This window comes from Salirhabdus salicampi (genome assembly GCF_024259515.1).
Classification (GTDB): domain Bacteria; phylum Bacillota; class Bacilli; order Bacillales; family Alkalibacillaceae; genus Salirhabdus_A; species Salirhabdus_A salicampi.
On sequence record NZ_JANBWE010000001.1, the window covers coordinates 571980 to 590215 of the forward strand.

The following is an 18236-nucleotide window of genomic DNA, read 5'->3' on the forward strand; positions in this document are numbered from 1 at the left end:
ACCCTTTTGGGTCGCTATTCGTTTATTGTGATGCAAAATCTTTAATTGCTTCCTCTGGAACTACACCAGATACTCGGTCCTTTTCTTCTCCATTTTTCACTAATACCATTGTTGGGATGCTCATAATACCAAATTTTTGGGCAATACCTGGTGCTTCATCAACATCCACACTATAAAATGCAGGTCCTTCCATTTCCGCTGCTACACTGCTTACAACTGGATCCAGTTGTTTACAACCAGGTCACCAGTCAGCAGTAAATTTAAGTACAACTGTATCATTGGAATTCACAACGGAATCGTAATCATTTTCACGTAACTCTTTTAACATAAAATCCCTCCTTTTTATTTTCAGTTTTTCCAAGAGAGGTTAAAATCAAACAAATTAATGTGAGGCCAATCGCTCATTTTCTTTGAAGGGGTGGGGAGCATAGGAAGTGAAGGGCAGAAGTTTTAATGTCTCATGAATAATTTGATAACATAGTCAGAGAAACATATGATGTCAAATATACTTAAACATAGAAGGTTGGGAGTAAGCTTGAAATTAAGTGTACTAGATCAATCGGTTATTAAAAAAGGATATCATCCACAAGATGCTTTGCACGAAACGGTTCGTTTAGCGCAATATACTGAACAATTAGGGTACACTCGATTTTGGGTAGCCGAACATCATAACACGAATGGAATAGCAGGTACATCACCAGATATTTTAATATCCCATATTGCAGCAAATACGGAACGTATAAAAGTGGGTACAGGGGGAGTGTTATTACCTCAATATAGCCCTTATAAAGTAGCGGAAAATTTTAAGGTTTTACAAGCTCTTTACCCAGGCAGAATTGATTTAGGTGTTGGGCGTTCACCGGGGGGGAATGCCAAAACACGACTTGCATTGACGGATAACGTAAAGAAAAGTTTAAATGAGTTTCCACGTCAAGTGAAACAGTTACAATACTTTTTAACGAATGCATTACCTCCGGACCATCCTTTTTATGGTGTCAAGGCATATCCTGAAGTCGATGTGGTTCCGGATTTATGGTTGCTTGGAATTACCCATCGAGGAGCGAGAGTTGCTGCGGAAAATGGGACTGCGTTTACATATGGGCATTTTATAAACGCTGAGAACGGCAAGAGGGCACTACAGTATTACTACAATAACTTTCAGGCGTCTTCCAACCGAAAGGAACCAAAAGCTAATGTCTGTATTTTTGTTGTATGTGCAGATACAGAGGAGAAGGCAGAGGAAATTGCGCTAAGCCAAGATATGTGGTTGTTATCAGTTGGCGAGATGAGAACAGATACCCGCATTGTACCAACTGATGAAGTAAAACAAAAACGATTTTCAGTACAACAAATCGATAAGATGAAAGAAAATCGAAAACGAACGATAATTGGCACACCAAAAAAAGTAAAGGAACAACTAGATAGATTAAGTGATGAATATAAAACAGATGAGTTTATGATTATTATGAATAATTATCACTTTGACGATAAACTTAGATCATATGAGCTAATAGCAGAAGCCGTAATATAACGGAATGAATCCCCTATTTAGTAGAAAAACCTGATTATTCCTCAGTTTTGTCCATTATTTATACGAAGAACAAAAAAACCAGCAAAAATTGCTGGTTTATACAGTCGTATGTTGTTCTACGTGAGTTGTCTTTTTGTCCTTGGATAGAAGGTAAAAAAGTGGTGTATCACACAATGCTATAGCGAGTTTTACAATATATTGTGAAAAAACCATAACGATTAATTCTGGTGTACCGTAAAAAGCAATCGTAATAAAGATTAACGTATCAACAAACTGTGACACAAACGTACTACCGTTGTTTCGTAACCATTTATGTTTATCCATCGTTTTCTTTTTTAAGTAAGAAAAGACATATACGTCTACGTGTTGTGAGATAAAGTAGGCGATTAAACTGGCTAGTACGAAACGATAGTTTTGGCCAAGCAACGTTTCGTATGCAGTTTGAGTATCGGCGGCAAATGGAGCAACAGGTAAAACCATCCCAAGAAATATCATAATGCTCGCAAAGATTTGTGCCCCGAATCCCATTAAAATCGTCCGTCTAGCCTCTTCTTTTCCGTAGCGTTCATGGATAACATCGGTAAACAAGAAAGAAAAAGCATACATAACGACAGCGGCTGGTAAAATGAAATTTCCTACCATAATAATTTTGCCTGCAATGACGTTTGCAATCACAATAGATGTTGCAAACAGAACATTAAACAAGACTAAATTTCGATCCGCTAAAGAATTATGCATGTTGTTCATCCTTTGTACGAATGGCAGTAGTCGTTAACTCAATACCTCCACGAGCAGATTGATACACTGTAACTTCTACTTGTTTTGGGTCAATGGCATAAACGACATCCTCAGCAATTTGTGCTGCCAACGTTTCACAAAATGCGCCTTCGTCACGATATGACCATAGGTAAAATTTTAATGATTTCGATTCAATACACTTTTCATCCGGTATATATTCGATTTCAACCCGTCCGAAGTCAGGTTGACCTGTCTTTGGACAAACGGCGGTAAACTCTAGTGCATTAAATTTAATTTTTTGGACGTTCGGACTAGGAAACGCCTCATTCTTTAAAATTTCTCTTCCTTCTTCAACACTATTTGGCCTTGGCATCGGACCAGAAGAAGGTAACCACGCTTTTTCCATTTTGATTCCTCCCTAGTTTTGATAAAGCAGGATGGTTTCGAACTGCTGTTACAAAAAATACATAACGTAAAAATTATAGCAGAGATGGGATAGAAAACAATATATTTACCTTTATTTTTCATAATACGAGATTATAATAATTTTGCCATATAATATTCATCATAAAAATCTTTATCAATAAATAAAGAATGTTTTTTCGTCCCTTCAATTTGAAAACCCATTTTCTTATATAAGCTAATGCCAGGCTCATTTTCCGTTACGACGGTTAACTCCAACCGATGTAAGTTTTGTTCATTAGCCCACCGAAATAGTTCATCAAATAGACGTTTACCAATTCCTTGACCTCGTTCATGTTTCACGATTCCAATCACAACATATGCGGAGTGTTGATTTCTGATAGCATTACCTCCGAATGCCATTACATAACCAACAGGCTGGTGGTTCTTTTCAGCAATTAGTATAGTACTATTATGTTGGTTCATTGTAGAGCGAATCAACGTTTCCGTCTTTTCCTCTGTTATGTTTCGTTCTCCACCTTCGTAAAGCATGTATAAAGATTCATGTTCCACTTGTGCAATTAACTGTGGAAGAGAGGAGACGTCCTCTTGGACCACCGTACGTATCTTAACTTTCATCGGATCTTCCCCCTTTCGTAACTTTAATATATAAAAAGTTTATGTTAATAGAATCAAAAGGACAAGTGTTACTAGTAAAACATGAACCATCTCCTATACAATAAGAGGAGGATACATATGAAAGGGGAAAGACAGATGAGATACCGTAAAGGCGAGCATCGTGACCTATCTGATATACGAAACATTATGAACTACTATATCCATGAAACGACTGCTACATTTGATATTGAAGAGAAAAAGGTAGAAAAAGTGAAAGAATGGTTTCATCAATTTCAAGATTTTCCGTTATTTGTAGCTGATAAAGATAATGAAGTAGTAGGATATGCCAGCTTGTTACCTTATCAGAAGAAAGAGGCTTACAAACATACTATGGAGTTGTCAATCTATATAGATCCCAATTCTCATGGATTTGGAATTGGTAAGCAGTTAATGGAGATGATTTTATTAGAAGCGAAAAAGCGAGAAATCCATTCCATAATTGCTATTATTACAACGGAAAACGAGCAAAGTATTGAATTTCATAAAAGGTTCGGATTTGAACATAAAGGTACATTGCATGAAGTGGGTTTTAAACATGGTAGATGGTTAGATGTCAGTTATTTTCAGTGGATTAACAACTCGAAGAAGTAGCCTATGTAAGGCTACTTCTTTTTTTATGGTCTTAAAAGAATGTAGGTCTAAAGACCGATGTGAATTCAATCGTCTTACCGTTATGGAATGTTTTCCTGCAGGCTATAATGAAATCAACATAAACGAAAGGGTGATTGAAGTGAATTTTTATGTATTAGAACAAATCATAAAAGATCGTCGACCTAAGTAAGACAAAAGAGAATAAGGAGAGAGAACGATGATTAATGAATATACCATTCAAACGTTAATTCAAGAACGTCGACCAAAATAATCAAACATGCAAGGGTGGGTTAGGTGATGATGCAAATGAACGAATATGCCATTGCGTATGAAGTGGCACAAAAGCGGGTGAAATAAAATAATATGGTTTATGCACCCCAAAATATATAAGCCTCTTTTCTTCATTTAAAGTGAAGGAGGGGCTTTTTCAACTAAAAAAGAAAGGTGCAACTCTTAAAATTCAAGAGCAACACCATTATTTTCATTAAATTTCTTGGACGTTCTCAAAATATTCTTCAAGTGTCCAATCGTTTTCGTAGACTTCAGTTGCTATCTCTTTTCCTACATAGCGGTAATGCCATGGCTCATAGATGTAGTTCGTAATATTTTCTTTCCCCTCGGGGTACCGTAAAATAAAGCCAAAGCGGTGAGCATTCTCCATTAACCACTTGCCCTCAGTTGTGGTCCCAAATTCTTCTGTTAATCCGAAGCCAGCACTCTCTGAACTAATGTCTATCGCTAAACCGGTTTGATGTTCACTCGTCCCTGGTTGAGCGACGACCAGCAAGGCTTGTTCTTCGCCCACACGATCCACTTGATTTTGGAAAAGAGCAGCTTGACGTTTATAAGAACGATAGCCTGAAACAGCAAATAAGAATATATCATTTTGATTCGCTTCTTGAAACATTTCCTCTAATGCTGTAGCAGCTTCCTCACGTAAATAACTTTTTTCAACATCTTCATCCCCAAATACAAACCGAACATCAGGCCTTACAAGGTCTTCAGGCTTATAGTCGTTTGGTAGAGCAAATTCCTTGTTTACTAAAGCCAATCTGTTTTCAGGATTCACGATTGTCGGTTGGCCATCTACAACTTCAATCTGATTAAAGAATATAGACTCTAATGTTGGTCCGCTAGGTTTTTCATCCTCAATTTTTTGTTCTTCATTTTCGTCATCTAATTCTTCTTTTTCTTCCTGTTCATTTGCTTTCTTCTCGTGATTTTCTTTTGTGTATTCTTTACTCTCGTCCCCACATCCAAGAAGGAATAGGAATAGTAAAAGGACATATATAGTACGATGCATGTTTTTCCTCCTTCATTCATCTTAAAATAAGAGGATGTTTCTGAGGTTCTCCTATATATTTTAGACGATTAAATATAACCTATGTTACATGAAACATAGGACTATATTAAATTATACTTATAAACCCTTTATGGGAAAATAGATAATTTCTAAAAAATATTTATTGTAAATTTATAGGTCCAATCTGTTTAGGCACCTGTTTCTATTTTATTATGCTTAATGAATTGTCGTAATCCTGCTTCTTTTTTATTGTAGATTCTAATGAAATTTTCCACATGCTTAATAATGGCAACCAAAGTAATAAATAAAGTGATAAGTAGGGCATAGAGTCCGTATCCACCGAAATAAGTATAGCCAATTAAAAAGAAGTATAATGAAAAGGCCCCGATAACAATATAGTCAGACATTACTGCAGCGAGAATAAAAATAGCTAATCCTAATAGAGCGATTTTCCAATTTAATGCAAAGATAAACCCTATTAGTGAAGCCGTTCCTTTTCCTCCACGGAACTGCATATGAATAGGGTAATTATGGCCGATAATGACAAATGATCCATTAATAAAATACAACAATTGTAGAGTACTTACCGTCACCTGATTCCCAATGAACAGGACCATTATTGCCATAGCCAATATAGGTTTCAAAATGTCGATTAAAGCTACCATAAGTCCAAACTTCCAGCCGAATATAATGGTGACGTTTGATGCGCCGGCATTTTTGCTACCTTCGTAGCGGATATCTTTCCCTTTCCATTTACTTACGATATAAGAAGGTTGAATACACCCGAAAATGTAACCTATAACCATGGCCATAAATATATAACTCATATTATTACTCCTCTTTAAGTTCAAACTTTCTTAAATTATATGATAGCAATTTCTAAAGCTCTTTTCATATATTCATAACTTACAAAAACCATAATTTCAGTAGCACTGTTAATTGACTTATGAGTGTAGTTATTGTTTAAGGGGGGGTCCGTTTTGTTCAAATCAAATTGGAGAAACGAATATACTGTTGTGACCTTCTTTTTATGGTTAATGATGCTGGCGTAAAGTTTTTACAAAATAAGCCACTGTATCTTATGTCACAGTGGCTCTAAAGGTTAGTCGATTTGAAATGCCCACGTACCGTTACGGAATAGTGGTTCAATTTTTCCATCTTGTGTTACAGCGTCAATGTCCAATTCCCCTGATCCAATCATAAAGTCGACGTGAGTTAAGCTATTATTCGCGCCGTGCTTATCGAGTTCGGTATCATCCATTTGAGTGCCGCCTTCAATACTTGTAGGATATGCCTTTCCTAAAGCAATATGACAAGAGGCATTTTCGTCATATAACGTATTGTAGAAAATTAGTCCGGACTGAGAAATTGGTGATTCATGTGGGACTAGTGCTACTTCACCAAGTCGACTAGCGCCATCGTCTGTGTTTAGTAAATTTTCTAACGTTTCGTATCCTTCTTCCGCAGTAAATTCAACAACTTTCCCGTCCTTGAATGTCAGTGTGAAATTATCAATAACATTTCCACCATAATTAAGGGGCTTTGTGTTTTTGACAGTTCCATTGACTTTATATTTATGAGGCATTGTATATACTTCTTCAGTGGGAATGTTTGCGTTAAAAGGTGTGCCCTTTTCAGATAATCCTGAACCACCTTTCCAAATATGGTTATTAGGTAGTTCAATTTCTAAGTTTGTGCCAGGTGCTGTATAAACTAATTTACTGTATTGCTTGTCGTTCAAATAATCTCTTACTTTGGCTAAATTTTTATTGTGGTCATTCCAAGAAGAAATAGGATCTTCATGGTCTGCACGGGTAATTTTGAAAATTTGTTCCCATAAAAGTTCTACTGCTTTTTCAGAATCCACATCCGGGAATATTTTACGAGCCCATGCTTTTCCTGGCACAGCCGCAACACACCATGTAAGGCGGCTATTCATCGTATATTGGCGGAAATTCTTTAAAGCTTCACCACTTGCTTTATTCGCAGAGGCTATACGAGTAGGGTCGATTCCTTTCAATAGGTCTGGGTTTGTTGGCTTAATCGAAAGGATGGCTGCACCATCTTCCGCGTAATGCTCCAACATATCCACCCGCCATTGTGGTACATTGACTAATGTCTCTAGCGGCGCGTGTTCATATTTTAAACGAGTTAACTCTTCATCCATCCAATTCATATGTACATCTTTTGCGCCTAATTGATATGCTTTTTTAGCTACAACACGGACAAAATCAACCGCTTCTGTAGGAGCATTTATCATTAAGGTTTGGCTTTCTTGTAAATTGACACCCATACGAACTACTAGTTCAGCATACTTTTCTAAGTTATTTTGAAATTCAGACATTATTCATCCTCCTTTAAATCCTTTATATTATTTCATATATCGAAATTTTCTACAATCAACTCGCCAAAGTTTTTTAAGAGGTTTTTGCAGTGACCTAAATCCATAGACGATTTTGGATAAGGGGAGGTAATATAAACCGGAAGTAGGATGAGAGGATAGTAGTAATTAGTGATTAGACTCCTAAGGTTTAGGAAATCGCATTTGTCAACTAATGGGAAGGAATTTGATATGGAGATGTGGAAATAGCAGAAGATACAGCATTCATTTTCATTATTAGGAACCTATATGCATAAGGTTTTACATTGGAACAACAACCTATAAATCAAAGTTTCGGGAAAAGAGAGGTGGAGGAATGAAGAAATTAAGTTTCCTTCTTATTATCATTGGATTGGTTTCTACAATCATTGGCTTTATTCCGGTTTTCTTTATATACCCTTATAAAGAATGGCAGACGATGTATCACTTTTTTTATTACATATTTTTACATGCTCCTGATCGACTATATTGGCAAATTGGTCTTGTCGTTCTTTGTTTAGGTGTTGTCTCTTATCGTAATAACTCACCAATCGAGTGATGAATGTGTGGAGGAATTGTGTTATGCGGAAGGTTGAGGTTATTCCTTATCAAGAGAACTGGAGGAGAAAGTTTGAGGCAGAAGCTCACAATTTAAAATCTTTATTTGGAACGAATTCACAAAATATTTATCATATTGGAAGTACCTCAATTCCGAATATGAGTGCCAAACCAATTATTGATATTTTAGTAGAAGTGAAGAGTTTGGAGCAAGTAGATAAGCAAAATAACGAAATGATAAAAAAAGGATATAAATCATTTGGGGAACATGGTATTCCTGATAGACGTTTCATTATAAAGGGAGGCGTTAAACGGACTCATCATATCCATGTCTTTCCAGAGGGTAATATGGAAATTGAACGACATCTATCATTTCGGGATTACTTAATTTCCCACCCAAAGGAAGCTCTTCAATATTGTCAGTTAAAGGAAGAGTTAGCGGTTCGATATCCTTTCGATATTGATAGATATATGAAGGGAAAAGATTCTTTTATTAAAAGCATTGATAGAAGAGCGAAGGAATGGAAAAGAGAGAAGGTTGGGAGTGAAAAATCCTTTGACAAATGAGGAACGTACGCCAAAAATTATTTCGGAAAGTGACAATTCAAATAGTTAAGATCCAGCCCAATTTTATAACGAAGAGAAAGGAACAATTGGGTACTGGATCCTATTTGTGTAGAAATACATATTCAATGTATTTATTGTCCCATGAATCATCCTGTAGTAAAGAAACAATGGTTACTTTTACGAATAAGGTGAAAAAAATCGTCTATTCCACCAACCGTCCGATGTTTAATACAATTTTGTAATTTGGGTGCCGGGGTAGTAAAAGTCGATAATTTCTTTATAGTTCTTGCCTGTCTCTGCCATATAGTGAGCACCCCATTGACTCATCCCAACCCCGTGACCATATCCTCTTCCTGTTACTTTGTAAAGTTGTTCACTTTCTTGAAACGAGTCAATCAAGTAGCTCTTGAATAACGTTCCACCTATCATGGGGCGAATACGTGATAATGGAACGTCTTTTAATTCAATGCTGTCAAATAAAACAAAACCGAAGAATTGGTACATAAAATCAATAGTAATCGAACCTTTTGTGGAGCGCTTTCCTTCTGTCTTGTCTTTTGTGGAGATATTAAAGTGTGGTATGCGAATAATTTTTATTTGACTCCCGTATCCTTTTTTCCTTAACCAGTTTTTTATACTATTGGAAATTTGTTTATCCTTTTCTTGCAACTTATTCCAATGTAATGGAGTAACTAAATCAATAGGACCTAATTGGATTTGTCTTTTGTGTAGGGTGAATTCCCATGGATTCACAGGATCAAAAGGATCCTGTTTTATTGGGAAATAACTGCGTCTCTTTCCTCCCCACACGTTCTCGTTACTTTCGGTCATCCCACCGTTGCTGGCAGAATAAAAGGCTGTTATCGGCTTTCCGCTAAATGTGATAATTTCTCCTTTTGTTTCCTCTACAGCTTTAGTGGTTCGATTGAATTTCTCTTCATATCCTCCGTATACTTGAAAGCGGATCGTATCATCCATGTTTTGATTTAACTGGGTGATAGCATATGTTCTAGCTGCCAAACTTTGAGCTTTTAATGCTTCCATATTCCATGTTGGATAAACTTCAAAAGGTACAACACCTTTTAAATACTCCTCCAATTGGAGATGGTTGATTGGCCGGATATGCTTTTTATCTTCTATTGTAAACTCCATGGCACCTAAGTAGGCTCGGTCGTTAATGTATACGAGGTGAGTCTTATCATATGTTTGGGGAATTAATATTAGATTGTCACCAAGTTTATTCGTGTCTTCTCCAGCCCTTGTTAAGTAAAGCTGCCCTCTCTTCGTATATAACGTATAGTTCACTCCTTCCTCTAACTGTAGAGTAGGGCTTAACGTTTCATAATTTCCTTTTATCTTTATGTTAATCTTTGACGTTTCCTTAATATAATTGACAAGTTTTACTGATACCATTTCATCTGCGTCAGCAATGAATGGATTAAATATAAAGAATAAAGTAAATAAGCATATGACTGTTCTCATATGTTTAGCTTTTGATGTTTTATTGAGGTTATTCGATATTAATCATAAAAACCGATAATCGATAACATAAAGGGACCAATAATGGATGTAATGGACCCAACTAGTAAAATGAAGCCCAATAACCTGTTGTTTTTACTTTCAAAATGAACAACAAATGCAATCAAGGCTGTTACGAGAAGTCCAAAACAGGTTGCAACAAAAGGATTAGTTGGTGTAATTCAATCATACGCATGTATTAACAATGGATACATATTTATTCCTCCCTAGTAATCATAGACAAATCAACAGGGTAAAAGGATTCATTTAATACGATTGTAATGAAAATAACCGCACAAATTTTGTCGGATTTCATTTGTTATAAAGAGGGGGTGATAACAATGGTTAGTATAGAAGAAAAAATTTCAGCCCTCGAAACAAAGGTTACAGATTTAAATGGTACAATAGAAGGTCACGAAAAAATATTAGAAGATAAGACGGATAAAAATGATGTTCGTGTTTTAATAGATGAATCATTACAAGCAAAAAAAATTGTGAATGAAAATGAAGTGATCATTTTAATCGAAGATTCCATGAAAGGTAAATCCTTTGTTGGCCGCGAAGAAATGGAAAATATTCTTCATGAAGCCCAACTGAAAATGTTAAAGTGGATGATTGGAACTGGCGTAAGTATTGCTGCTGTTGTTGTAGGTATCTTAAAACTATATGCTTAATTGTACGATAACGTTCTCTTCATCCGACCTTTTCCCTTTGGTTCCCAAAGGGTCTTTTTATGAGTTTACATCACGACTTCCAGATAAAAGTCTTAATAAGTTCATTTTTCTAATCAATCTCTTGAAGAAAGTGTTATCGGATATGTATTCTTCACCAACTTTGGTTACTTCAGCCTCATTTAAAAGAACATATTGGATATGATTTCCGAATCGGCTTCTGGACACGATCCCATTAACGAGTAACCCTCGACCCATGGCTTCGTTAACCAATTCACCAAAGGATTGTATGTTTAAGTCATAATGGTATGCCTTTGGTTCTTTTCCTGCGATAATGTCTTTTAATACCCTCACCGTCATTTTTGTTTCATTCATAGGTAACCTCCTTTTTTATTAGAAATTATTTAACTTATTTCGATAAGATAGGGCAAATTCCTCCTATGTTTTGGAGAAACAGACAAGTTTTTCGGAAAAATTATTTGTATGACATAGATGATATGACGAAATTTTGGGCAAAGTATAAAACGGGAATTAGAAATATGTATACTACAATAGGCTGGAGGATGTCACCGTGGATAAACAAAAATTGGCATTGCTTGCATTAGCTTCAATTCCTCTTGTCATGACATTGGGAAATTCAATGTTTATACCAGTTTTACCAACAATAGAGAAAAAAATTGATATTACACCTTTTCAATCAAGTATGATTATTACGGTGTATTCCATTATTGCTATTCCCCTTATTCCAATTGCAGGGTATCTGTCAGATAAATTCGGCAGAAAGAAAGTCCTGATTCCGAGTTTAATTATTACCGGTATTGGTGGAGCACTATCAGCATTTGCAGCTTGGAAATTGGATAACCCATACATGCTCATTCTCATCGGACGCTTTTTACAAGGGGTAGGAGCAGCGGGAGCATTTCCGGTTGTCATCCCTACGGTTGGAGATATGTTTAAAGATGAAAAAGAGGTTAGTCATGGATTAGGCGTCATTGAAACGGCAAATACAGCTGGTAAGGTTCTGAGTCCAATATTAGGAGCAGCACTAGCTTTTATTATTTGGTTCGTACCGTTTGTATCGATTCCTATTTTATCAGCTATTGCGATATTCCTTATTATGGTATTTGTTAAACCTCCGAAACAAAATGATGTACAAAAAGAAAAGTTTCAGCAGTTCTTACAAAAAGTGAAAGAAATATTTCAAAAGAATAGCAAATGGCTTACAGCTATTTTCTTTATAGGCTGTATAAATATGTTCGTTCTGTTTGGTTTTTTGTTTCATTTATCTTCTATATTAGAAGATAAATATGACATTAACGGTATTATGAAAGGTGTCGTATTAGCAGTGCCGTTACTCGTCCTCTGTACCGCTTCATTTGTTACAGGTAAGAAAATTGGTAGCAGTAAAGTGGTCATGAAATGGGTAATTTTAATTGGCAATGCAACGGCAGCAGGTGCATTTGTGTTCGTGAGAGCTGATATGACACTAATGATCATGCTAATTTTACTTTCAGTTGCCGGGTTGGGAATCGGTATTTCGTTACCGAGTTTAGATTCATTAATTACTGAAGGAATCGAAAAAGAGGAGAGAGGTACAATTACCTCCATATATAGCAGTATGCGATTTGTAGGTGTCGCTGCCGGGCCACCTGTAGCTGCGATGATGATGAAAAATTTCCCTGCTATTATGTATGTTAGTTTTGCTATCCTTAGTGCTGTTGGTGCATTGTGGACCTTTCTAGCAATAAAACCAGAAAAAGAAAAACAAGCTCCTCAAAATGCTCACTAATGTTGGGCATTTTTTATTTGTTATTTTTAAGGGGTTGGAAATGTAGTTATAAATCACCAGTGGAAAGGGACAATAAAAAGAGGAAAAAATCGTTAATCGTCTAGGAAGTGACAAGGTTGCTATAAAAGAAATAAAATTTGAGAAAAACTTTGATAAACACATTGCGAAAGTGAATGAGATCTATAATCAACCAGTAAATCATGACTTTGTCTTTCATCCGTTACAAATAACTGAAGAGGAAAAGAGGACAGCTCTTTTTTATTATAAAACGACGACAAATAAATCGGATATTATAAAAAAGATTATCCAACCATTATTAAATAAATTTGGCGGTTTTGCAGTTATTATTGTTGGCGTGGTTATCTTAATAACTCCATTTGTTTTCTATTTTGTGGTAAATTAAGAAAATACACAGGAACTATGTATCCTGTGCATTTTTTTTGCATGTTGTTCTATGTCGTTCTTTTTATAATGTATGACTATATACAACTTTACCGTTTAAAATGGTTGTCACAACACAATTACGTAAGTCAAAGGGGTCTCCATTCCAAATTACAACATCTGCATCCTTACCTACTTCAAGGGATCCTACTTGATGATCGATTCCAATATGTTTAGCTGCATTTAGCGTTAACGCTTGTAGGGCAGTTGCTTCCGGTAAGCCGTATTTTATTCCCATGATAGCACTCGTTATTAAGTGGTCAATTGTGACAACAGGGTGGTCTGTTGTAATTGCAAAGGGAACACCCGCATCAGCAAAAGCGGTTAAAGTGTGCCAACCACGATTTTCAAGCTCCACTTTTGAACGGGACGTCATCGTTGGACCTACCGCAATGCTTACATTATGCTTAGCAATATAATCAGCCATTAAGTGCCCTTCTGTACCATGTTCAATAGTTAACTCAATATCAAACTCTCGTTTAAGACGTAGGACCGTTGCAATATCTTCTGCCCGATGAGCGTGAACCCGTAACGGAATCTCTTTTCTTAACACTTTAGCGATATTTTCTAACTCCAAATTCCTTCCGATTTTTTCGGATTCTCGTTCATTGAGATAATTTTGACCTTCTATTAATTTTTTTCTTAATAGAGCAGCTACGCCCATACGTGTAGTTGGCATTTTTCCCTTATCTCCATGAACACGTTTTGGGTTTTCGCCAGTTGCGGCTTTTAAACCAGAAGGCTCTTTTACAATCATTTCATCAACTACTGTGCCTGCAGTTTTTACGATTGCCATTTCCCCACCAATAACGTTAGCACTCCCTGGAAGGATTTGCACAGTAGTAACACCGGAGCTACGTGCGTCTTCAAGCCCTTTTTCAAACGGATTAATGCCGTCAATAGCACGTATTTCAGCCGTAGTTGCACTACTTGTTTCGTTAAAGTCGTGTCCTTCTTTTCCAACACCTTGTTCAAATACACCAAGGTGGGTATGTACATCGATGAGGCCGGGAGTAACAACTTTTCCACTAGCATCAATAACGTCGTAGTTAGGCGGGATATGAATGTTTTCTCCAATAGATTGAATTTTACCGTCTTCAATTAATATCGTTACATCCTTAATCGTTTCTCCATTTCCAATAAATCCACTAGCGTGTTGAATTGCAAGCATGGACTCACTCCTTTTTATAAAATCACAATCATACATTTAGTGTACATTTTTTATAGGAAAATAGAAATGAAATCGGTAAAAGTAGACAATTCTTCCATAGTTTCGTAGAGTAAATATATACGAAAAAAGAAGGAGCATGTCTGATGTTCATACTGAACGCCCTCTTACTATATGGTTTTGGCATAATTGGTTACGGTATTATAATTTTTGCGCTAGTTCGATATGTAAAGTATCGGAATACAAAAGGTACACCTGTTTTTCCAGTGAATGAAAAAGAATTAAATGCCTATCGCCATCCTAGTGGCAAGAATCTGGACCCCTTTGGCTATCGGAGAGCAAACAAATCTTTTCTTATCTTTTTCTTTATTTCCGTATTTATGATGACTGGTTTTCTGTATGTAGCATTTGTGTCGGAGGATACTGGTTTCCTTGTGTTTATCGTCGCATTAGCATTTCAATTTCAATATTTATTAGAAGATTTAGAGTCATTCGTTCTTTTTGATGATCGCATCCTTATAAATGGAGATGATTTAAAATGGAAAGAGATCATCAGTTTTGAAATCAACAAAATTGACATGGCCCATAAGTATTACGGTATGAGTGAGGAAATGAACGGGAAAGATGAACTCGTCATACGTACGAAGAAAAAGTGGAAAAAGAAACAGCGTATCATTATTGTCGATCATAAAATAACGGATAAAATACAAGCACTATTTATCGAAAAAGGGATATATCCTCATAACGACACAACAGTAAACAAACGGTAGCTTAAGTTTAAAGCTACCGTTTGTTAGATAAATTGATATTCTCCTGTTCTTGTATCAACAGTACATCCGTAAATGTTAATGGAACCCGGAATTAAAGGGTGTTCTTTAAGCATTTGTACATTTTCCTGGACAACTCCCTCAACATCAATAGGCCTATTCAACCACTCAATCCATTGTTTCGGTTGAATGTGTAATATTTGAAAGTCCTCTTCTGTAATCCCCATTTTTCCTAAAGATTTTTCAATGTTTATCGTCAGGGGTTGCTCTACCTCACCTATAACATATATAGCATCAATAGGTTGAGACAGGATCATCTTCATGATCTCTCTTAATGTATTACTGTAAGGTTGAGAAATGAGCGTTCCAAAACAATGGGAGATTATACAATCCTTTAAATTTTTGTTCGTTATCGTTGTATAGAACGGTTTTAATTGATCGTTTAATGGTGTGATTATTAACGTTCTTTTCGCACTATTACTCATATTCACCCCTCCTAGTTTTCCATTCCATAAAAAAACCGACAACTTAGACCTGCTTGTGATTCATCCAAGAGGTCAATCTGTTGTCGGATTATCTTTAACGTACCAAAAGGTATTTTCAAGATCTTCCACTAATTTATTTTCCATTTTGTCTCCAAATCTATTTCCATTTTAAATACCATTATTCGTTCACCTGTAACGGTACTTAAATCTGTATAAAAACTTTTAATGTTTTCCTCGGCTATATTCGAAATAATCTCGTAAAGCTGAGATGTACCCGACTCTACTAAATCGGCACGATTTCGTTTTATAGAAAGTGTACCTTCTATGGAGTTACATACAGAATATTCTGCAGGTGTTAATATGCCACGTAAAGAGACGATAATCATGTCACGGAGTATATCAGTTTTTACAGATACAGATCCACGGCCTAAAAAATCCTTTTCCCAGTGGGTTAATGCCTTTCCGATTTCTGCTTCAACTGTTCCAATGGTTTTACACATCGGTGCTATGAAACCTCCCTATACAAAAAAAGCAGTATGTTTCATCTGAATTCAAATAAAAATTGCATGAGAATTCGCTTGTGAAACATACCGATTTATTTCATTCGTCACTGCTATATCATAGATTACTTTTTCATCTACCCAATTGGTCTTGGATAGAAGCTAAAGAAACTTAATGTAAGAGTTTAAATAAAATCTGTCGGTTTCCATTTTTGTCATTTTATAATTACAGGTTATCGGACAATGAATTCAATGTCAATTGAAAACTGTGTCAAAGGTACTATGAAGTAATATGTTGAAAAGATTTTGAAGAGGAATAATAGTCATGTTCTAATTCATTATCGTGACTAATAAAGTGTTAGAAGACAGGCAGGTTACGGAAAAGGAGAGGGTGAACATTTGTGCTTGATTTTCTTCCAGGCAATAACGTTGTCGGAAACATCGCAATCCTTATAACGTTTATACTCATCTTTATTATGGTAGTTCGTATAACATTGAAAAATATGTTGATTTATCGTCATTTACATACACAACTTGAAAAGTTAGAACGAGATCCGGAAAAAAGCGATATTTGGCATGATATGAAAATGCAATATGAAGCAGAAAAAAGAAAAGAAACGAACCATCTTGACATTCAAACCTTTGTGGAAGGGTTTATGTCCAATTATTCCATTGATTTTGTAACGAAAAGTGTGATGAGTAGTATTCACCGAATTCAATCTTCAACGTCAACGGTTATATTAATAGGTGTATTAGGGACATTCATTGGCTTAATTAGCGCATTGTATGGAATAGATGTAAGTGGAACAGAAATTCAATCTTCTATTCAAAATGTATTAAACGGGATTTACATTGCGTTTTTTACCAGTGTATTTGGTATTATGGCATCTTTAATTCTATCTTTTGTGCAAAAACATTGGGATGCAGAACATGTCATGCTACGTATAACGTTAAAAGTAGAAAACTTGTTACATCCATATGACCAGCATACTTGGGAAAATCGAATGATTACATCCTTAGAAGATGTGAAAAATGCGATTCAAGATATGCATGGTAGTTTAAGAGAATTGGATCACTTCTCAGATACAATGGAACGGGCGTCAGAAAATTTAAATGAATATAACATTAAGTTTGAAGAGAGCTCCGAAACACTACAAAGTATCTTTCACAATATGGAAACAGTTGGAGAAAACTTTAATAAACGGATGGATAGCTTAAATGAAAGGTTTGATCAACTAAATCACTACCAAGAGGAACAACAACATGTATTACGAGCTATTGAAAAAGGGTCCTCTGACCTCTATCGCGATGTTGCAAATTATGTTCAACAAGCCAATACCCATTTAGAATCAATTGCTGACAACTCAACGAAACAAAGTGAACATACGAAATCTTTTTATGATGATAGTATGCGGGAGTTAAAACAAGTTGTCCAATCTATGTCATTAATAGAAGAAAAAAATAAGGACTACATTATGAATGTGGAAAAAGCGACGACAACGATGAAGGAAATATTGAGCGATCGAGCATTCGACCAATTAATTGGAGTAACAAAAGGATTTGCGGACAATGTGCGTCAATTGGAGAATCATTTCCGAAGTTTAGAAAATCAGTATGAAAAAATATCGAAAGAACGGCAAGAGTTCTCAACCTTTGCCCAAGAACAAAAAGCTGAACTCGTAAATATTCGTGATGCAATCCACTCTTTTATTGCTGACAATCAACGAATGAAAAACCAGTTTGAATATACACTTGAACAGTATGACAAAACAAATCGCGATTTAGTTCAGAAAACTGCCGAACTGTCTACGTCTTTAAAACAATCGCTACAAGATAATCTACATCAACAAGGGAATCAAGTACGACAGGAAATTCAGGAAATAACAAACCAATTTGGTGATACCGTTCGAAATATGGACAGTTCCCTAAGTCGAAATTTTGATAGCTCTTTATCACGGTTAGAAAGTAGCATTATGAAAAATAATCAAAATGGTGTTGATCATCAAATAAAGCAGTTAAATGATCTTCTGCACAACCAATTATCAAACAATACATATACAACGGAAAACCTACAACTTGCGATTCAACAATTATCGGAACAAATTCAAAGGTGGAATAATCAACGAAATTCAGCAGTCGTGTATCCAAGTCAAAGGGAGAATCGGTAAAC

General features: G+C 35.9%; 20 protein-coding genes. 8 read left to right on the forward strand and 12 right to left on the reverse strand.

Annotated features, from left to right (window positions below; translation table 11 throughout):
* Positions 1-22 precede the first annotated feature (22 nt).
* On the reverse strand, positions 23-226 hold the full coding sequence (locus tag NLW78_RS02985; RefSeq protein ID WP_302328446.1) for a thioredoxin family protein: 204 nt from the start codon (positions 224-226) through the stop codon (positions 23-25).
* Between the two features lie 309 nt (positions 227-535).
* Between NLW78_RS02985 and NLW78_RS02990 the strand changes: the two genes are divergently transcribed.
* Positions 536-1531 carry an LLM class flavin-dependent oxidoreductase gene (locus tag NLW78_RS02990; protein WP_254495472.1) on the forward strand — a complete coding sequence of 332 codons (996 nt, stop codon included), beginning with the start codon at positions 536-538 and terminating at the stop codon, positions 1529-1531.
* A gap of 96 nt (positions 1532-1627) precedes the next feature.
* Here the strand turns inward: NLW78_RS02990 and NLW78_RS02995 are convergent, their stop codons facing one another.
* The 3 genes from NLW78_RS02995 to NLW78_RS03005 all read right to left on the reverse strand — a co-directional run bounded on the left by NLW78_RS02995 (position 1628) and on the right by NLW78_RS03005 (position 3310).
* Complete coding sequence (locus NLW78_RS02995; RefSeq protein WP_254495474.1) at positions 1628-2269, reverse strand: queuosine precursor transporter; 642 nt, start codon at positions 2267-2269, stop codon at positions 1628-1630.
* Positions 2262-2675, reverse strand: coding sequence for a preQ(1) synthase (gene queF / locus NLW78_RS03000; RefSeq protein ID WP_254495476.1), 414 nt, complete (start codon positions 2673-2675; stop codon positions 2262-2264). Before queF ends, NLW78_RS02995 begins: the two co-directional genes overlap by 8 nt.
* A 131-nt stretch (positions 2676-2806) precedes the next feature.
* Positions 2807-3310, reverse strand: a complete 504-nt coding sequence (locus NLW78_RS03005) for a GNAT family N-acetyltransferase (protein WP_254495477.1) — start codon at positions 3308-3310, stop codon at positions 2807-2809.
* 117 nt (positions 3311-3427) lie between these two features.
* Here NLW78_RS03005 and NLW78_RS03010 point away from each other — a divergent pair, with 117 nt between their 5' ends.
* Positions 3428-3940 carry a GNAT family N-acetyltransferase gene (locus tag NLW78_RS03010; protein ID WP_254495479.1) on the forward strand — a complete coding sequence of 171 codons (513 nt, stop codon included), beginning with the start codon at positions 3428-3430 and terminating at the stop codon, positions 3938-3940.
* Between the two features lie 484 nt (positions 3941-4424).
* On the opposite strand, the gene NLW78_RS03015 is transcribed toward NLW78_RS03010, so the two are convergent.
* The 3 genes from NLW78_RS03015 to NLW78_RS03025 form a co-directional block, all read right to left on the reverse strand.
* Entirely contained in the window at positions 4425-5243 is an 819-nt protein-coding gene (locus NLW78_RS03015; protein WP_254495481.1) for a M15 family metallopeptidase, read from the reverse strand.
* 188 nt (positions 5244-5431) lie between these two features.
* Positions 5432-6070, reverse strand: a complete 639-nt coding sequence (locus tag NLW78_RS03020; RefSeq protein ID WP_254495483.1) for a glycerol-3-phosphate acyltransferase — start codon at positions 6068-6070, stop codon at positions 5432-5434.
* A gap of 275 nt (positions 6071-6345) precedes the next feature.
* Positions 6346-7587 (reverse strand): aminopeptidase, encoded by a 1242-nt coding sequence (locus NLW78_RS03025; RefSeq protein ID WP_254495485.1) that lies wholly within the window; start codon positions 7585-7587, stop codon positions 6346-6348.
* Positions 7588-7939: 352 nt separating this feature from the next.
* On the opposite strand from NLW78_RS03025, the gene NLW78_RS03030 reads away from it, so the two are divergent.
* Together NLW78_RS03030 and NLW78_RS03035 are read left to right on the forward strand one after the other, a co-directional pair.
* A complete protein-coding gene (locus NLW78_RS03030; RefSeq protein WP_254495488.1) occupies positions 7940-8161 on the forward strand; it encodes a hypothetical protein in 222 nt (73 codons plus the stop codon).
* 23 nt (positions 8162-8184) lie between these two features.
* On the forward strand, positions 8185-8727 hold the full coding sequence (locus NLW78_RS03035; RefSeq protein ID WP_254495489.1) for a GrpB family protein: 543 nt from the start codon (positions 8185-8187) through the stop codon (positions 8725-8727).
* Positions 8728-8952: 225 nt separating this feature from the next.
* Here NLW78_RS03035 and NLW78_RS03040 read toward each other — a convergent pair whose 3' ends face one another.
* Positions 8953-10209: a SpoIID/LytB domain-containing protein gene (locus tag NLW78_RS03040; RefSeq protein ID WP_254495491.1), complete on the reverse strand. Its 1257-nt coding sequence runs from the start codon at positions 10207-10209 to the stop codon at positions 8953-8955.
* A gap of 377 nt (positions 10210-10586) precedes the next feature.
* Here NLW78_RS03040 and NLW78_RS03045 point away from each other — a divergent pair, with 377 nt between their 5' ends.
* Entirely contained in the window at positions 10587-10919 is a 333-nt protein-coding gene (locus tag NLW78_RS03045) for a hypothetical protein (RefSeq protein WP_254495493.1), read from the forward strand.
* Positions 10920-10976: 57 nt separating this feature from the next.
* Here the strand turns inward: NLW78_RS03045 and NLW78_RS03050 are convergent, their stop codons facing one another.
* Positions 10977-11291, reverse strand: coding sequence for a hypothetical protein (locus NLW78_RS03050; RefSeq protein ID WP_254495495.1), 315 nt, complete (start codon positions 11289-11291; stop codon positions 10977-10979).
* A 196-nt stretch (positions 11292-11487) separates the two neighbouring features.
* Here NLW78_RS03050 and bcbE point away from each other — a divergent pair, with 196 nt between their 5' ends.
* Entirely contained in the window at positions 11488-12705 is a 1218-nt protein-coding gene (gene bcbE, locus NLW78_RS03055) for a bacillibactin exporter BcbE (RefSeq protein ID WP_254495497.1), read from the forward strand.
* A gap of 466 nt (positions 12706-13171) precedes the next feature.
* Here the strand turns inward: bcbE and NLW78_RS03060 are convergent, their stop codons facing one another.
* Positions 13172-14317 (reverse strand): amidohydrolase, encoded by a 1146-nt coding sequence (locus tag NLW78_RS03060; protein WP_254495498.1) that lies wholly within the window; start codon positions 14315-14317, stop codon positions 13172-13174.
* A 143-nt stretch (positions 14318-14460) separates the two neighbouring features.
* On the opposite strand from NLW78_RS03060, the gene NLW78_RS03065 reads away from it, so the two are divergent.
* The gene (locus NLW78_RS03065) at positions 14461-15084 is read left to right on the forward strand and encodes a hypothetical protein (RefSeq protein WP_254495500.1); all 624 of its coding nucleotides are present in this window, start codon (positions 14461-14463) and stop codon (positions 15082-15084) included.
* Between the two features lie 23 nt (positions 15085-15107).
* Here the strand turns inward: NLW78_RS03065 and NLW78_RS03070 are convergent, their stop codons facing one another.
* Positions 15108-15566: a carbonic anhydrase gene (locus NLW78_RS03070; protein WP_254495502.1), complete on the reverse strand. Its 459-nt coding sequence runs from the start codon at positions 15564-15566 to the stop codon at positions 15108-15110.
* A gap of 128 nt (positions 15567-15694) precedes the next feature.
* Positions 15695-16066 carry a Na-translocating system protein MpsC family protein gene (locus NLW78_RS03075; RefSeq protein ID WP_254495503.1) on the reverse strand — a complete coding sequence of 124 codons (372 nt, stop codon included), beginning with the start codon at positions 16064-16066 and terminating at the stop codon, positions 15695-15697.
* A gap of 401 nt (positions 16067-16467) precedes the next feature.
* Between NLW78_RS03075 and NLW78_RS03080 the strand changes: the two genes are divergently transcribed.
* Positions 16468-18234, forward strand: a complete 1767-nt coding sequence (locus NLW78_RS03080; RefSeq protein ID WP_254495505.1) for a MotA/TolQ/ExbB proton channel family protein — start codon at positions 16468-16470, stop codon at positions 18232-18234.
* Positions 18235-18236 lie beyond the last annotated feature (2 nt).

What these genes read in the sequence shown, in the direction of transcription:
- NLW78_RS02995 (WP_254495474.1), bottom strand. Translation starts at nt 2,269, where the DNA reads ATGCATAATTCTTTAGCGGATCGAAATTTAGTCTTGTTTAATGTTCTG.
- queF (WP_254495476.1), bottom strand. Translation starts at nt 2,675, where the DNA reads ATGGAAAAAGCGTGGTTACCTTCTTCTGGTCCGATGCCAAGGCCAAAT.
- NLW78_RS03005 (WP_254495477.1), bottom strand. Translation starts at nt 3,310, where the DNA reads ATGAAAGTTAAGATACGTACGGTGGTCCAAGAGGACGTCTCCTCTCTT.
- NLW78_RS03010 (WP_254495479.1), top strand. Translation starts at nt 3,428, where the DNA reads ATGAAAGGGGAAAGACAGATGAGATACCGTAAAGGCGAGCATCGTGAC.
- NLW78_RS03015 (WP_254495481.1), bottom strand. Translation starts at nt 5,243, where the DNA reads ATGCATCGTACTATATATGTCCTTTTACTATTCCTATTCCTTCTTGGA.
- NLW78_RS03020 (WP_254495483.1), bottom strand. Translation starts at nt 6,070, where the DNA reads ATGAGTTATATATTTATGGCCATGGTTATAGGTTACATTTTCGGGTGT.
- NLW78_RS03025 (WP_254495485.1), bottom strand. Translation starts at nt 7,587, where the DNA reads ATGTCTGAATTTCAAAATAACTTAGAAAAGTATGCTGAACTAGTAGTT.
- NLW78_RS03030 (WP_254495488.1), top strand. Translation starts at nt 7,940, where the DNA reads ATGAAGAAATTAAGTTTCCTTCTTATTATCATTGGATTGGTTTCTACA.
- NLW78_RS03035 (WP_254495489.1), top strand. Translation starts at nt 8,185, where the DNA reads ATGCGGAAGGTTGAGGTTATTCCTTATCAAGAGAACTGGAGGAGAAAG.
- NLW78_RS03040 (WP_254495491.1), bottom strand. Translation starts at nt 10,209, where the DNA reads ATGAGAACAGTCATATGCTTATTTACTTTATTCTTTATATTTAATCCA.
- NLW78_RS03045 (WP_254495493.1), top strand. Translation starts at nt 10,587, where the DNA reads ATGGTTAGTATAGAAGAAAAAATTTCAGCCCTCGAAACAAAGGTTACA.
- NLW78_RS03050 (WP_254495495.1), bottom strand. Translation starts at nt 11,291, where the DNA reads ATGAATGAAACAAAAATGACGGTGAGGGTATTAAAAGACATTATCGCA.
- NLW78_RS03060 (WP_254495498.1), bottom strand. Translation starts at nt 14,317, where the DNA reads ATGCTTGCAATTCAACACGCTAGTGGATTTATTGGAAATGGAGAAACG.
- NLW78_RS03065 (WP_254495500.1), top strand. Translation starts at nt 14,461, where the DNA reads ATGTTCATACTGAACGCCCTCTTACTATATGGTTTTGGCATAATTGGT.
- NLW78_RS03070 (WP_254495502.1), bottom strand. Translation starts at nt 15,566, where the DNA reads ATGAGTAATAGTGCGAAAAGAACGTTAATAATCACACCATTAAACGAT.
- NLW78_RS03075 (WP_254495503.1), bottom strand. Translation starts at nt 16,066, where the DNA reads ATGTGTAAAACCATTGGAACAGTTGAAGCAGAAATCGGAAAGGCATTA.